This window comes from Leptotrichia trevisanii DSM 22070, assembly GCF_000482505.1.
GTDB classification, from domain to species: domain Bacteria; phylum Fusobacteriota; class Fusobacteriia; order Fusobacteriales; family Leptotrichiaceae; genus Leptotrichia; species Leptotrichia trevisanii.
In genome coordinates, this window is the sequence record NZ_AXVL01000023.1 from 1 (window position 1) to 15,507 (window position 15,507).

General features: G+C 30.1%; 16 protein-coding genes and 1 pseudogene. 1 reads left to right on the forward strand and 16 read right to left on the reverse strand.

From position 1 onward, the window contains the following. A pseudogene (locus tag K324_RS0106055) lies at positions 1 to 501 on the forward strand (ISLre2 family transposase); the annotation flags it as partial. Between the two features lie 54 nt (positions 502 to 555). Here K324_RS0106055 and K324_RS0106060 read toward each other — a convergent pair. From K324_RS0106060 to K324_RS0106135, 16 genes are all read right to left on the reverse strand, one after another. After that, on the reverse strand, positions 556 to 741 hold the full coding sequence (locus K324_RS0106060; protein ID WP_026748373.1) for a DNA cytosine methyltransferase: 186 nt from the start codon (positions 739 to 741) through the stop codon (positions 556 to 558). A gap of 16 nt (positions 742 to 757) precedes the next feature. Then, on the reverse strand, positions 758 to 2,401 hold the full coding sequence (locus K324_RS0106065; RefSeq protein WP_026748374.1) for an NAD(P)/FAD-dependent oxidoreductase: 1,644 nt from the start codon (positions 2,399 to 2,401) through the stop codon (positions 758 to 760). 155 nt (positions 2,402 to 2,556) lie between these two features. Then, the gene (locus K324_RS0106070; protein WP_026748375.1) at positions 2,557 to 3,792 is read right to left on the reverse strand and encodes a BaiN/RdsA family NAD(P)/FAD-dependent oxidoreductase; all 1,236 of its coding nucleotides are present in this window, start codon (positions 3,790 to 3,792) and stop codon (positions 2,557 to 2,559) included. Between the two features lie 346 nt (positions 3,793 to 4,138). Next, positions 4,139 to 4,897, reverse strand: a complete 759-nt coding sequence (locus tag K324_RS0106075; RefSeq protein ID WP_026748376.1) for an endonuclease/exonuclease/phosphatase family protein — start codon at positions 4,895 to 4,897, stop codon at positions 4,139 to 4,141. A 150-nt stretch (positions 4,898 to 5,047) separates the two neighbouring features. Further along, positions 5,048 to 5,692 (reverse strand): O-methyltransferase, encoded by a 645-nt coding sequence (locus K324_RS0106080; RefSeq protein ID WP_026748377.1) that lies wholly within the window; start codon positions 5,690 to 5,692, stop codon positions 5,048 to 5,050. A gap of 455 nt (positions 5,693 to 6,147) precedes the next feature. Beyond that, entirely contained in the window at positions 6,148 to 7,191 is a 1,044-nt protein-coding gene (locus tag K324_RS0106085) for a type II secretion system F family protein (RefSeq protein WP_026748378.1), read from the reverse strand. A 55-nt stretch (positions 7,192 to 7,246) separates the two neighbouring features. After that, entirely contained in the window at positions 7,247 to 8,134 is an 888-nt protein-coding gene (locus K324_RS0106090) for an ROK family protein (RefSeq protein WP_026748379.1), read from the reverse strand. Between the two features lie 76 nt (positions 8,135 to 8,210). After that, complete coding sequence (rfaE1, locus tag K324_RS0106095; RefSeq protein WP_026748380.1) at positions 8,211 to 9,212, reverse strand: D-glycero-beta-D-manno-heptose-7-phosphate kinase; 1,002 nt, start codon at positions 9,210 to 9,212, stop codon at positions 8,211 to 8,213. Positions 9,213 to 9,376: 164 nt separating this feature from the next. Beyond that, the gene (locus tag K324_RS0106100) at positions 9,377 to 10,561 is read right to left on the reverse strand and encodes a type II secretion system protein GspD (RefSeq protein WP_156906972.1); all 1,185 of its coding nucleotides are present in this window, start codon (positions 10,559 to 10,561) and stop codon (positions 9,377 to 9,379) included. 29 nt (positions 10,562 to 10,590) lie between these two features. Continuing rightward, complete coding sequence (locus tag K324_RS0106105) at positions 10,591 to 11,157, reverse strand: hypothetical protein (RefSeq protein WP_026748382.1); 567 nt, start codon at positions 11,155 to 11,157, stop codon at positions 10,591 to 10,593. A gap of 97 nt (positions 11,158 to 11,254) precedes the next feature. Beyond that, positions 11,255 to 12,676 (reverse strand): hypothetical protein, encoded by a 1,422-nt coding sequence (locus tag K324_RS0106110; protein WP_026748383.1) that lies wholly within the window; start codon positions 12,674 to 12,676, stop codon positions 11,255 to 11,257. A gap of 52 nt (positions 12,677 to 12,728) precedes the next feature. Further along, positions 12,729 to 13,328, reverse strand: a complete 600-nt coding sequence (locus tag K324_RS0106115) for a hypothetical protein (RefSeq protein ID WP_026748384.1) — start codon at positions 13,326 to 13,328, stop codon at positions 12,729 to 12,731. 16 nt (positions 13,329 to 13,344) lie between these two features. After that, positions 13,345 to 13,803, reverse strand: coding sequence for a prepilin-type N-terminal cleavage/methylation domain-containing protein (locus tag K324_RS0106120; protein ID WP_026748385.1), 459 nt, complete (start codon positions 13,801 to 13,803; stop codon positions 13,345 to 13,347). A 26-nt stretch (positions 13,804 to 13,829) separates the two neighbouring features. Then, positions 13,830 to 14,288, reverse strand: coding sequence for a type IV pilus modification PilV family protein (locus K324_RS0106125; RefSeq protein WP_026748386.1), 459 nt, complete (start codon positions 14,286 to 14,288; stop codon positions 13,830 to 13,832). Positions 14,289 to 14,302: 14 nt separating this feature from the next. After that, positions 14,303 to 14,749: a prepilin peptidase gene (locus tag K324_RS0106130; protein ID WP_026748387.1), complete on the reverse strand. Its 447-nt coding sequence runs from the start codon at positions 14,747 to 14,749 to the stop codon at positions 14,303 to 14,305. After that, positions 14,749 to 15,198, reverse strand: a complete 450-nt coding sequence (locus K324_RS0106135) for a prepilin-type N-terminal cleavage/methylation domain-containing protein (RefSeq protein WP_026748388.1) — start codon at positions 15,196 to 15,198, stop codon at positions 14,749 to 14,751. The genes K324_RS0106130 and K324_RS0106135 overlap by 1 nt, the downstream gene beginning before the upstream one ends. Positions 15,199 to 15,507 lie beyond the last annotated feature (309 nt).

Here is a 15,507-nt window from a genome sequence, read left to right on the forward strand (position 1 = left end):
AAGGAAATATCAAAAAATCTTTACAGGTGGCTTGAGAAAGATAACTTTGCAGAACTTGAAAACTTTTATGAAAATTTCAAGGAAAAGGAGAATGTAAGTCAGAGAAGAAAAGACCAGACGAAGATGCTGCTTAACCAGTATGAGAAGATAAGAAGGATATATACTGAAGAGGATTACATAGGCTCAAGGACGGAAGCCCTAGTATCCCACGAATGCTCAAGATTTCTATCAAGCAGGCCGAAAGCGTTTTCAAGAAGGAAGATAAAGGCAAGAGCGTTATATCACACCTTTTTTGCAAACTATGGAAAAAACAGGGAAAAGGCGTATGAATTGTACTTTAGCGGCAAAAGAACGAGTTCACTAGAAAAGGTAATAGAGATGGAATGCTTGCCAGAAATTGTTAATGAAACAGGAAAAAGCACAAATCTGCCATATTTGAGAGGAGGAGAATGTCCGATTAGGGAAGTTTTGAAAGAAATATCACAAAGCAAAATATTTTAAAAAAAGCAGTCAAAAAAGATTTGTTGCGGTATTTAATGACTGCCCCTATATTTTTTACTCTGTCTCAATTTTTGTTAAATCTCCATAATTTCTATTATCTTTAAAAAACTTTTCATACGTTTCAGAAGTTTTTTTATCTATTTCACTATGTCCAATACATTCCAATCCTGCTGATTCCATTCCGATCCTTCCTCCACCAATTCCAGAACAAAAATCAAAAAATGTTAATTTTTCTTTCATTTTTACCCCCTTTAGCTTATAAACTATTTTGATAATACTCAATCACATACTCCGCACACTTTATCCCATCAACTGCCGCCGACATAATTCCCCCAGCATATCCTGCACCTTCCCCGCAAGGCATAAGTCCTTCGATATTTGAGAAAAATCTTTCATTTCTAGGAATTTTTACTGGAGAGGAACTACGGCTTTCCACACCTGAAAGAATTGCATCATAGCTGGCAAATCCTTTTATTTTCTTATCCATTAAAGTTATTCCTTCTTTTATGGAATCATTTATGAATTGCGGAAAAATTTCATTTAAGTTTGCAAATTTGTAGCCTGCCAGATAGCTTGGTTTCACTTTTCCTAATTTTGTTGAAGTTTTATTATTTAAAAAGTCGCCAAATAACTGAATAGGGGCTTTGTAATCTTTTCCGCCAAGTTCAAATGCTTTTTCTTCCAGTTTTCTTTGAAACTCTACTCCAGCCAGAACGCTTTCGCCTGGAAAATCTTCTGGAAAGACATTTACTAAAATTGCAGAGTTTGCATTTTCCAAATCTCTTTGTGAATAGCTCATTCCGTTTACAACAAGCCTCCTAACTTCACTTGAAGATGGCACAACAACACCGCCAGGACACATACAAAACGTGTAGACTCCACGTCCATTGCTTGTTTTTACATTTAATTTATATTCTGCAGCTGGCAATTTATCAGCAAATTTCCCGTATTGCGAGTAATTTATCATACTTTGAAGATGTTCAATCCTAACTCCGACAGAAAAAGTTTTTCGTTCCATTGCAACATTTTCTTCATTTAACATAAAGAAAGTGTCCCTTGCACTATGCCCAATTGCCATAACCAGAATATTAACTGGAATTTCATAAATTTTATTTTCATCAGAATTTTCAACATTTTCGACTAAGATGCTTTTTATTTTATTATTTTCAGAATCAGATTTTTCATAATTTATTTTTGTTAATTTTGTGCTAAATCTGTATTCTCCCCCAAGACTTTCGATTTTATGCCTAATTTTACGCATTATTTCAATTAATTTATCAGTTCCAATGTGGGGTTTTGACATATAATTTATTTTGGGATCAGCCCCAGCGAGAATTAATTCATCATAAACTTTCTGAATCCGAAAATTATTTGTATTCGTATTTAATTTCCCATCTGAAAATGTTCCAGCTCCCCCTTCTCCAAACTGCACATTTGAATATTTATCGAGTTTTCCAGTTTTGAAAAAATTATAAACATCCTTTTCACGCTCATCCACATTTTTTCCTTGCTCAATGATAATTGGCTTTAATCCAGCTTCAGCAAGCACAAGTCCAGCAAAAATTCCAGCAGGACCGCTTCCGACAATAACAGGGCGTTTCACATTTTCATTTTCTGTAAAGTTCTCAATTTTTTCCGTAGAATAAGGTTTTTTTTCAATTTTTCGCACATTTTTCACATTTTCAAATCTTTTCTTTTCCGTTTCCTCGTCAAACTTAAAAGAAATATCCACCGCATAAACAAATAAGACATTATCCTTTTTTCTCGCATCAATTGACTGTCCTGCAATCTCAAATGACTTTACTTCATTTTCGTTGATTTTATAAAGTTTGTAAACCGTTTTTTTTAAATCATTTTCGTTGTGTTTTACAGGCATTTTTATATTATTTATTCTAATCATTTTTCTCCTTTGAGTTATAATTTTAGTTATTTGTAAAAGTTAATAAAATCTTAGTTAATACAGGATTTAACCCTTTCTGAAAATATTTCTATCTACTGTGAAAAAAATATTATGGTTATTATTTTACAACTTCTTAACTCCAATTTTATAATTTTTTAAATATTTTTTCCTAAAAAATATCCCGATGTCCAAGCCCATTGCAAGTTAAATCCTCCGCATTCACCGTAAACATCCAGTATTTCCCCAGCAAAATACAGATTTTTAACTTTTTTTGATTCCAAATTTTCCAAATTTATTTCGCTTAATGGAATTCCTCCAGCGGTAACTTGAGCTGCCTTAAAGCCATTTGTATCGATAATTTTTATTTTGTATTTTTTTAAAGTTGTACAGATTTTACGAATTTCATTGTCTGTAAGTTCATTTATACTTTTTGACAACTTTTCTATTCCTGCCGTTTTTGTCAAAAATTGTCCAAGTTTCTTATTGACAACTCCATTAGAAAATTGTTCCATTGTAAAATCCTTTAATATTGTCCGACGTTTTTTCAAAATTTCAAAAATTTCATTATAAGTAAATTTTGGCATAAAGTCAATTTCAAATTCCACATTTTTATAAATTGGAAAAACATATGAAATATTAAAAACCACATTTCCAGAAATCCCAAAATCTGTAAACAATAATTCTCCATCATAAGTGCAAATTTTTATTTTCTCTCCACTTCCATTTTCTCCCAAAGCTGTAATTTCCACATCCAACTTAATTCCTTTTAATCCCTTTATTTTTTCTTTTTCTGCCTTCAGCTGCACAATAACAGGCGTTAATTTCGTAACTGTATGCCCAAAGCTCTTTGCAAGTTCATAGCCACTTCCATTTGAGCCAAGTTCAGGATATGACTTTCCACCAGTTGCAAGCACTACCTTTTTGGCAATTATCTGCCTTTTATCTTCGGAAATTATCTTAAATTCAAACATTTCCTTCTCAATTTTTGTAACATAAAAGTTTGTAATTATCTCTATCCCAAGACTCTGTGCATAAAACCTAAGCCCATCCACAATTGAAGCCGCCTGTCCGCTAAGCGGATAAACTTTCCCACGATTTTCCTCATTGCAAATAATCCCAACTTCATCTTCAAAAAATCTCATCGCATCCTGTGAAGTAAAACTTTCCAAAATTTCTTCAATCGGCTGTTTCATCTTCTCAATCCCAAAATAGTTCCGATTTGAAGCATTCACATTTGTCAAATTACATCGCCCATTTCCAGTAGTCAGCACCTTTTTCAAAACTCTGTCCTTTCTCTCCAGAATGACAACATCTTTATTATTTTTCTTTGCAGTAATCGCTGTTAGAAAACCCGATGCACCGCCACCAATTATCGCTATTTCTTTTTTCATCCTGTAATCCTGTTCTCCTAAATATTTATCATAAATTTCAAAACTATAATCAATCCACTTAAAAATTGGAGTAAAAACATGTAAAAAGCAATGGATAGCTTCTACTCCCGTTTTAAACTAGAATTGCTATATTATTAATTCCCCGTTCAAAAGCTTGTTTATAAAACAAAAACGAGCCGTGTGCTCGTTTTTTTGTATGAAAGAAGTCTAAATGTAGAGATGGGGCGTCTCTATTAGACAGTTATTTATATCACATATCGCATTATTTGTCAATATTCTAAAAAAATTCAAAAAATAAATCCATATTTTTAATTTTTTTATAGTCTTGTAATCTTTAAATCCTAATTTACAAAGTTTTATTTTTTGAGAAATCAGGTACAATTTCAAAATCAACTAATATCGGTAAATGATCCGATAACTGAGTTTGTATAACTTTATAACTATTTACTTTTATTTCTTGGGAACAAAGTATGAAGTCAAGTTCACGTTTAGGATTCCAGCTCGGAAAAGTCGGATCTTTTCTTGTATTTACATTTTTTAGATTTGAAGCCTGCAAAAACATCTCAATTTCCTCTTCGCCCCAAAAAACGTTAAAATCACCAGCTACTATAACTGGTTTCTTACAATTTTTCACTAGATTATAAAGCTGCACAATTTGTTTTTGCCGTGTTTTTCCTACAAGTGCCAAATGCACAAGAAATACAATCACATCCTTTGTTTCCACCTCAATAATCAATTTTTTCATTCCAACATCCAGATAGTGAAATTCCTCTCTTACAATTGGATTTTTACAAAGTAGGGCATTCCCTTGTTTTCTAACCATTGGAAATTTCATATAATTAGAATCTTCTTCATATTTGTACTGATAAACATTATTATTTCTAGTAATTCTTCCAAGAAGTGTAGCCTGATTTCTACTGTACATTCTAAAAGAGCCAAGATCAACTTCTACAAGTCCCACAATATCAGGCTTATATTTGTTAATAAATTTCCCAATCCGATAAATATGCCTTACCGAACGCCCTAAATATCCTCTTATATGCTTAAACGGCTGATTCAAATATTTTCCAGTCCCATATCGAATATTATACAAAAGAAATTTCATTTTTTCTCACTTCTCTTTCCTATCATCATTATAAAATTATTTATTTAAATCAATTTTTATCAAATTGACAAAAATTAGATAATTCTAAATTTTTCAATATTTAACCATTTTACTATGATTTTTGAATGTCAAATAAAAAATCGTAAGAATTTATTTTTTTACTATTCCAACGCCATCTCCAAACGGTAATAACACAAAATTATATTCTTCGTTTAATTTTTCTATAAATTCTCCAAGTCTTTTTACAATCGTCTTATATCTTTTCGGAACTTCTTCCTCTTGCACAGCAACTAATCCACGAAACATTAAATTATCAATAAAAATAATTCCATTTTCACTGAGAAGTTCATAACTCATTTCAAAAAACTTCAAATATTGCCCTTTCGACGCATCAATAAAAATAAAATCATATTTTAGATTTTTATCAAGTTTCGGAATCTGCTCCAAAGCATCTCCTAAAATCATTTTATTTTTTTCAAATAATCCTAATTTTTTAAAATTTTCTACAGCTTTATTATAACGTTTTTCATCAATTTCCATAGTTGTTAAAAATCCACCATTTTCATTAGCAATCTGTGCCAAAAATAGCCCTGAATATCCTGTTGCAGTCCCAATTTCCAAAATGTTCCCTGCTTTCATATTTCTAGCTGTAAAAATCATATAATTTAGCACTTCATCAGTAATAATTGGCACATTTTCATCTAAACTTTCTTTTTTTATATTCTGTATAATTTCATTCTCTATTTTAAACAAATTTTGCGTATATTTTGATGATTCTATAAAATTTTCTATCATAAATTTCCCTTTTTTCTTTTATTGTATATTAACATCCATTTAAAATTAAATCTATAAAATTTGAATAGCATACTCATAACTTCTAAGTCCAATTTTAAACTATTTTTGATATAATTCAAATTATTTTAGACAAACTAAACAATTTATTTTCCTTTTTAAAAACATATTGGCCATTTGTAAAAGTTTGAAATTTCTAATAATTACAATGTTTTTACAGTTTTAATTTTTACCATTTGTCTCCAGTACTTTCTACTGTAAAACTTTAATATTTTAGATAAAAACTCTGTATTTATTAAGTTTTTATATTATTACTTTTACAATTACCTAAAAAACATATATTATATTTTATTTATTCGCTTATAGGTAGGCCTCCCTTTTACTAAGAATAGAATTATTTGTGTTAAATCTAAAATTCTAATTTCCAACTTTAATTTCTTATATTTTCCATTTAATATTTACAGCATTTCTCCCATTTTAAAAATCGGCAACATAACTGAAAATACAATAAGTCCAATAATTACTCCAATAAAAATTATTGAAATCGGCTCAAACATTTTCAAAAACCATTTTATTTTTTCACTCACTTTTTCATAATAAATTTCATTCAAATTAAAAAAAGATATTTTCATTTCTCCTGTTTTTTCTCCAACTGTGAGAAAACTAATGTATTCATTATCAAAGAAAGTTGTGTTTTTAAAAGATTTTTGAATGCTTTCCCCTTTTTCTATTTTTAAAATAATTTTTTTCAGTTCCTCATTTAAAATATAACTTTTGGAATTTGTACACATTTTTAGAGATTGAATCAATGGAACATTGGCATCTGTCAGAGAATACATATTTCTAGTAAAATTCAATATGCAAATATTTTTGTACATTTGTCCAGTCATTTTTGTTTTTAAAAAAATTTTTTCAAAATTCTTTTCATTCTGTCTTTTCCAGTTCTTTAGCCCAAAAAATAAAAAAATTATGGCAATTAAAACAAAAATACCATATTTATCAGTTATTTTACTGACATTTATCACAATTTGTGTAACTTTTGGCAATTCCTGTCCAATGTCAGAATAAATCAGTACAAATTTAGGCACAACAAATTTTAGCAGTATAAATACAATGACTAATGCCGTAATTATAACTGTTAATGGATAAATACTCAAATTTTTCACATCTTTTTTTATTTTCTGATTAAACTCATATTTCTCATACAGATTTTTAAAAACTATTTCCAGATTCCCTGTTTCTTCTCCAATCTTAACCATTTCCATAAATTCTTTATTTGCAGTAATCTTTGAAAAAGCCCTGTGAAGCGAAACTCCCTTTTCAATCTGCTGTTTTGTGTGAATTATTTTATTTTTTAACTCCTCATCATAATTCTGTGCAACAATTTCAAGTGTATCAATTAGCGAAATTTTACCATTTAATAAATAATACACACTCTTGGTAAATGATAATAAATCCTTTTCATTAATTTCATTTTTTCCATCTTTTACAATGCTTCTCATTTTAATTAATCTCCCCCTTTTTGATTAACTGTCAGATACTTTTTTTCTTTAATTGTTACCTTTTACTGTTTTCCAACGCAATTTTTCCCAATGCAATCGCACCAACAAATCCCGCTTCATCTCCAAGTCCTGGGTAAACAATGTAATTATCAATTTTTTCTAAGATTTCCTCTTTTTGAACATAACCATTTAAAAATTCCAATGTATATTTTCTAATTAATGGGAATAGTTGTTTTTGCTTCATAACTCCTCCACCCATAATTATTTTTTGAGGTGATAAAATCAAAGTATAGTTTACCACAGCTTGAGCCAAGTAATATGCCTCCATATCCCAAACTTCAGCTCTGTCAGCAAGTTCATATCCCTTTTTACCCCATCTGTCTTCTATCGCAGGCCCTGCTGCCATTCCTTCCATACAATCCCCATGGAAAGGGCATCTTCCTTCAAATTTATCATCTTTATGTCTTTTCAGAAATATGTGTCCCATTTCAGGATGAGTCAATCCTTGAAGCATTTTTCCATCAACAACTGCTCCAGCTCCAATTCCAGTCCCAACAGTAATATACATGACATTTTTAAGATTTTCTCCAGCACCCCACCAGCTTTCAGCAAGAGCCGCACCATTTACATCTGTATCAAATTCCATCGGAACATCATAATGTTTTTTCAATTCTCCAATTAAGTCATAATCGCTCCAATAAGGTTTTGGAGTTTTTGTGATATATCCATAAGTTTTAGAGCCTTTCACAGGATCAATTGGCCCGAAGCTCCCAACACCCATTACATCGAATTCCTTGTCTTTGAAATATTCAATAACTTGTGCCATTGTTTCCTCAGGAGTTGTAGTTGGAATACTTACCCTGTCAATGATTTTCCCATCTTCAGTCCCCAATCCACAGATAAATTTCGTTCCCCCAGCTTCAACTGCCGCAATAATTGCCATAATTTCACTTCCCTTTCCTTTAAAATCTTATTTATTTTTATTTTATAAATTCTTTAAATTTGATAATAAACAATTTTTATATATTTTTCAACACATTGTCATTATCTTTGTAAAATTCCAGTATTTCATCTTGTGTTGCAGTAGCAGTCCCTATTTTTGCCACTACAATTCCAGATGCCATATTTGCAATTACCCCAGCCTCATATAAATCTGCTCCAGCACATATCGAAAGTAAAAATGTCGATATAAATGTGTCCCCGGCACCTGTCACATCATACACTTCCCTTGCCACAGTCGGTATTCTCTTATGTTTAGTCCTAAATAACGAAACTCCCTCTTCACTTCGAGTAAGCACAACGTTGTCCAGTTCAAGCTCTTTCTTTAATTGTGCCATTTTTTCAGCGATTTCTTCCTCACTCGTAAATTTTTTCATTCCAAAATAATCCAAAATTTCTTTTCTATTTGGAGTCATTGAAGTTGCCCCAATATAATTTTTAAAGTTTTGTGGCTTTGGATCAACCATTACTTTTTTATTATGCTTTTTGGCTATTTCAATCACTTTTTCTGACAAATATTTTGTAAGGAGTCCCTTGTTATAATCAGAAAGCAGCACCGCATCAATATTTTCAATATTTTTTTCAAAATTTTCTAAAAGCTGTTTCTGAATATCTTCTGAAATATCAGTATCCTTTTCCCAGTCCAGCCTAAGCAGCTGCTGCCCTTGCGATAAAACCCTGCTCTTAATAATCGTTGGACGTGTTTCATCTTTCACAATTCCAGCAGGATTCACATTCTTATTCTCAAGCTCCTTTATAAATTTCTCTCCATTCGCATCATTTCCAATTACTCCGTAAACAAAAACTTTCCCTTCAAGTGAAGTTAAGTTATTTGCCACATTTGAAGCTCCTCCCAGCACAAACCTTTCCTCCTCAATATTCACAATCGGAACTGGTGCCTCTGGAGAAATTCTATTAACTTTCCCGATTAGATACTCATCTAGCATCATATCGCCAATTACAGCAATTCTAACACTATTAAACTTTTTTATTATTTCTTCAAGCCTTTGAATTGAAATCATTTTTTTCCTTTCCTTAATTCAAATTCATTAATTTACAATTTTCAATTATATTTTTTAATTTTAAGTCTTTATTTGATATTATACTACATATTTTTGAAATTTGCAGTATAATTTATAAATTTTTTCATTTGAAGTGTAAAAAGTTTAGAATGATTGTTTTTCAATTAAGTTTTATCTTGAATAACCGCTTCAATTTCAATATAAATATCCCGCATTTCCCTATTAGTACGGCGATACTTAAACAGTGGCCCAATTATAGGGATTTTTGATAAAATTGGAATCCTTCTTACAGTTTCCTTGCTCACATCCTGCTTTAATCCTCCAATAAATGTCGAGCCGCCATTATTCAATGTAATTGTTGTCTTAGTCTGATTCTTCTGTTTAGCTCCAGAAGAGGCATTATAGCTTGAAGTCAGCTTAAAGTTGCTTATTTCTGTATCAATTTTAAGCAATATTTTCTTTACTCCGTTAATTTTCCTGATTTCAGGGTTTATCCTAAAGACAATTCCGGCTTCCGAAAAAATTGGCTCCACATATTCAGTATCATTTTTTGTTGTCTTCTTTTCCCCAACCAATACTTCCTCTGTAACCTTCAGTTCCCCTTCCTCATTTTCCATAATCATAAGTGTCGGCATAGCTTCAATCCGTATATCTCCATTTTCCTTCAGCAAGTTAAAATCTATTCCTAAAAATCGTCCTCCTTTTGAAAAAATTGATGCAACCGAAACTTCTCCATTCAAAAATTTTGCCACCAGATTATCCTTAGTCGCATTAGAGTTATTGCTATTTATGCTCCAGTCGATTCCAAGACGCTCAAACAGATTTGAACTTGTGTCAATTATAGTGCCCTTTATTATAACTTGCTCCTTTTCCTTATCCAGCGACTTTATGATTCTCCTCATTTCCTCAACTTTGCTCTCATCTCCACTAAAAATTACCTTATTATCAATTCCAATCACTTCAAATCCAAAAAATCCATTAAGTGCCTCCGTAATATCCTTCACATTCCTGTATTCCAAGTCAACTTCCCCAGTTTTCTTTTTAACTTCCTTTACAGTCTGCTGTACATTATTCTTATTCTGCCCCTGGTTCTTATTTTCCTCTTTTCTATTTGCAGAATTATTATTTTTATTATCCTGCTTATTATTGCTTTTTCCTTTATTATCACTATTTTCCTTTTTTTCCGTCTGCACTTTCTTTGGGACTTCATAAATAAATATTTTTTTAGCGTTTTCCACATCACTCTTATTTACATAATCAGCCGTTTTCGCTCCAAAAATATTGCTCCAAGCAAACAAAATAACTAAAAACAAAATAATCGACAATCTAAAACCTCTCTTTTTTCCCAAAACCGCAATTCCCCCTTTCAAACATTAATCTATACAATTTTCTTCCTATTTTCAACACTAATCTTCCTTTTATCTGAAACCTTTTCTATAAAGCCAAGTGAAATTTTAAATCCATCACTCGTAAGCTCCATAAACATTTTAGAAGTATCAATATATTTCCTGCTTTTATTCACAAAATAAATAAATTTCCCAAAATCATTAAGGCTTCCGTACATTGTAAAATGAATATATTTAAGTCTGTACCCATTCCGTTCCCAGACATTTTCCGACTTTGAAATTTCCTTCATTTTCAGTCCACTGTCATGCGAAAACACATAAATCATCTTTTTAAATTCAGATTCATTTTTTATCGACAAAAACGATAATCTTTGCGTCAATGCCAATATTTGATTATACTCCCCCATAATTCTTTCTTTCTCTGAATTTTTCTCCTCAACCACATCCACAATCTTACTTTCCAGATTCCTTTTACTCTCAATCAAAATTTTCCTGTTATTCAAAACTTCCTTATACTTTCCATACTTTTTATTAATATTCACCATCATAAAAACAATCCCAGCCAAAAGTATTAATATTTTTAAATTCAATTTTATCATTTTATTTCTTCCTATTTTTTTTATTCAATCAAAAAAACTTCAAGTTTCGATTATTTATCTAAAATCCTAAATCTACTTAATTTTTACACATTTCATTTTAAAAAGATTCAACCACATATTCAAAAACAGTCGCTGTATCATTATCCTTCAAATACCCCAATTCAGAACTTGGATATTTTCTCAAAATATTATTCTCAAATCTCTCAAAATTATTAAAATTCTCCATCTCCCCTTGCACAGTCCACTTTGCATTCTCATAATTAATTTTTGTATAATCAATACCATTTTTACTATTTTCAACTAAAAATTTTATAACCGAATAATATTCTCTCCTTTTTATCGCTCCATCAATTTCACGAAGTGTGACAAGCTCCTTCGAATAATCTGGAATTTCCTCAGCCTTTTTCTTCAAATAATCCTTTTCCAGCGTTTTTATCTCCTTCTGAATAATCTCATTTTCCACAGTTTTTTTCTGAAGCGGAATCGAATTATAAATCAAAAAATATGCAATGATAAAAATTCCAACAATAACAACATCCGAAAGTTTTATATTTTTTACACTCTCCTTATCAAAAATCGCCATTTTCTTCATAAAATCAGGATTATCCGAAAGCTCCGCCCCTGCAAATACAACTTTTACATCATTTTCCCCACTTCCAACAACCGTCATATCTCCAAAATCAAAGTTTTCAACATCATCCACATCCTCAATTTTCAGTTCAATTTTTTCCAGCTCGACAATTTTCTCATCCGCAATCAAGATTCTAAGGCTACTTTCTTCCCCAATCTGCAAAATCTCAATTCTATCGCCTTTATTCCCTGATTTTACACCATTGTCAAAAAATCCCCAATTATCGCTACTCTTCTCATTTATATCAATTTCCTCTATTTCACCAAAATTTCTATCTATATTTGAATTTTTTATAATTCCTGTTTCCTGAACACCTTCCACAGCTCCTGTCGCATTCTGAAAATTTTCTTGATGTTTAAAAAAATCATCGTTATTTTCAAAATTTTTATCAAAGTTTTCATTCTGACTAATTTCAAAAGTTCTATCCCTATAATAACTGTAAACAGCATCAAAATCTATTTTTAATTCCGAAATAACCATCTGATATTTTTTTAAACAATTCTTTACTTTAGTAATTTCCCTTTTATCCAAATAAATATCCAAAAACTGATTTTCCAAATGATTTATAACCAATTTTCTATTCACAAAACTAATCTTTTTCTTAAAAATTTCCGAAATATCTTCCAATTTTATAGATTTTTTTCCTAAATTTTCAACATCATTTTCCTTTTTATCAGATTTTTCCACATTTTCTCCAAAATTACCAAATAAAAAATATGAAAAATGTAAAATCACAGCCGCTTTCATATTTTTTTCAAACTGATTTTCCTCAAAAAACGACTCTAAAGCCATTTCCAGTTCCTGATTTTCAAAAAAATATATTTCTTCGTTAAAATATATATAAATTTTATTTTTACTTCTTATATATATTTTTATTTTTTCTCCCATCACTCCCCCTTTATTATTTTATTTTATTTCTAATATTCCATTTTGAACAGTTTTATAAAAAACCTGATTCCAAAACCCTCATTTCTATTTCCAGCGGACTCAATCTCCCAAACTCTATCTTTTCCTGAAACAATATCTCTTCATTCAAAATTTTCCTTGCAAAAATAACTTTCAATTCACTATAAACCTTATTTTCTTCAAGTGGTAATGAATATTCATTATCACTGCTATCCCTTATTAACTTAACCTTGTAATTCCCAACACTTTCAGTATCTTTTGCTAAAAAAATCAAATTTTTTATCTCAACAGCTTGCCCATTTTTTTTTAAAGCACTATCAAAATATCGCTCTCTCCTATCTAACGAAACCGTATTCCCATCAAATAAAATCCCTTTATTCAAAATTCGTTCTACATTCTGATTTTCCTTCTGTATCAAAAATTTCTTCTCAACATTATTTTCCTTTTGGCTTTTCAAAAACACCATTTCCTTTTTTTGTCGCACATAGTAAGCAAAATTAATTGAAAATGCTGAAATTATTGACAAAATTACCAAAACATAAACAAGGCTAGCTCCCTCATTTCTTTTTTTTATATTCTTATTTTTTCCTCCAAGTTTTATATTTTTCAATAACCTAAAATATCTATTTCTCATTATCCAAAACCTCAATTTAAATTCTCACAGCCCTAACACTATCATTTCTATTACTATTTAACTTAATAATCAGTAATTCCCCCACTTTCTCAAACCTTGCCTCACGAAATTTCCCAACTTCAACCCTGCTTCCAAACTTTCTTAAATTTTCAGCATCTGAAATATATAATTTTCCTTTATCAAATTCAATTTTGTAAAAAATCTCATTCAATTTAAAAACTATTTTATTTTCTTTAACAAAAATGTTATTATTCTCTCCCTCATAAGAAAATCCCTGAATATCTCTATTCTTTATATCCAAAACAATTTTATCCATTGAAAAATATATTTTCTCATACATTTTCTGATTATCCTTCTTTGCCTTTTCCACAATAACTGCACGTTTTAAGAACACAGAAACTATGAATACAAGAACAGAAAATATAAACATACTTATTAATATTTCGACTAATAAATATCCTTCTCTTTTTTTCATTTATTTTCCTCCTACAAACTAATTTTTTAACTGCTTTCATCAATATTTGGAAAATAATAATCCTTTATTTTATCAATATTTATTTCAAAAATATATTCTTTCTGTCCAAACTCATTCATAAAATACCCATCCGTCCTCTTTATTTCCACATTTATTTTATCTTCCTGAAACTTTCCCCTTTTATCTCGTTTTTGTTCCAAATTTTTTAAAACTTGATATTTTTTCTCAACTGCAAATCTATTATAAAAATCCTCCACTTTTGAAATCTCATATTTCCCAATAAAATTTACAATTTCAATATATTTTTTTGCCTTTAATATTTCAGCCATATTTTCAATATTTACATTCTTTTCATTTAAATTATCGACTTTAATATCTGTTTTAAATGTCTGTAAAAATAAATTTGCAACTGACACAATGATAACTGTTACAAAAAACATCGAAATCAAACTCTCAATTAATGTTTCTCCACTATTCCTTCTCATTTTTTCCCCAACTTTTATTTGCCAAAAATCTCAAAAACAACATAACTTACGATGATAAACGGTGCAAATGGTATATATTCGTACTTTTTCCACTTTTTCAAAAATAAAAATAAAAAAGCAACTATTCCAGAAAAGATATACAAAATCATATAAAAATTTACAATCTTCTCCACTCCAAAATATCCCAAAATACCACCAATCCCCATCATCAGCTTCACATCCCCAAAGCCTATCAGCGTTTTTCCAAAATAATCTTCCAGAATATAAAGCACTATCATTGGCATTGAATAAGCACAAATTCCCAAATAATAACCTTCTAAATTGGTATTTTCAATTGCTGATATTAATCCTAATACAAGTAAAATAACAAAACTTTCTTCAGGAATAATCCTTTTTTTCAAATCAATCCAGATAATTCTAAAAAAAATACAATATTTCACAATTTCAAGCACAATATTCATTATTTCCTAATTTCTTCCCCCGCAAATGCCTTACTTCCTGCAGATACTTTGGCAAAAACCTCTCCATCCTGATAAACTACATTTCCTTCAATATTTCCAATCTTAAATTTCCCGTTGCTGTCCAACCCTATTCCAAGTTTATTGAGATTTCCATGCTCTGTTAAAATATCCTGTAAATTCTTAGGTGCATCTCCGCCATGATCAATGCTCCAAGAAGTTGTAGTATTATTAAGTTCCGCAACTGCTCCAATTACCTTGCTTCTATTCGCCTTATTTAAATACTTCCCAACTTGTGGCACTGCAATTGCCGATATTATTGTAATAATTGCTACTACCAGTATCACCTCTACGAGCGTAAACCCTTTTTCCCTATCCTTTAATTCTTTGATTTTCTCCTTTCTTTTCATTTTTTCAATTTTACTTTTTTCTTTTTTTGAAACCTTATCCATAATTACCCACCTCTTTTTATTTAATTTTTATTTAATAATTTATACTATATTTTTAAATAAAAGTCAATACATAAATTAAATTATTTTAAAAAAATATTAAATTTTTTATAAGTTATAGTTTTTTTGCATAAAAAAAGACTGTATTTAGAAATTTACTTCCAAGCCAGCCTTTTCACATTCACATACTATATTTTTTAATCTTTACCTATTATAATGATAACCTGAATATTCACAATGATTTCTTTCATCGCAAATTTTTCTATTCCCTACAGTATTTGATAACTCAACGCACCCGACAATAAATAATAG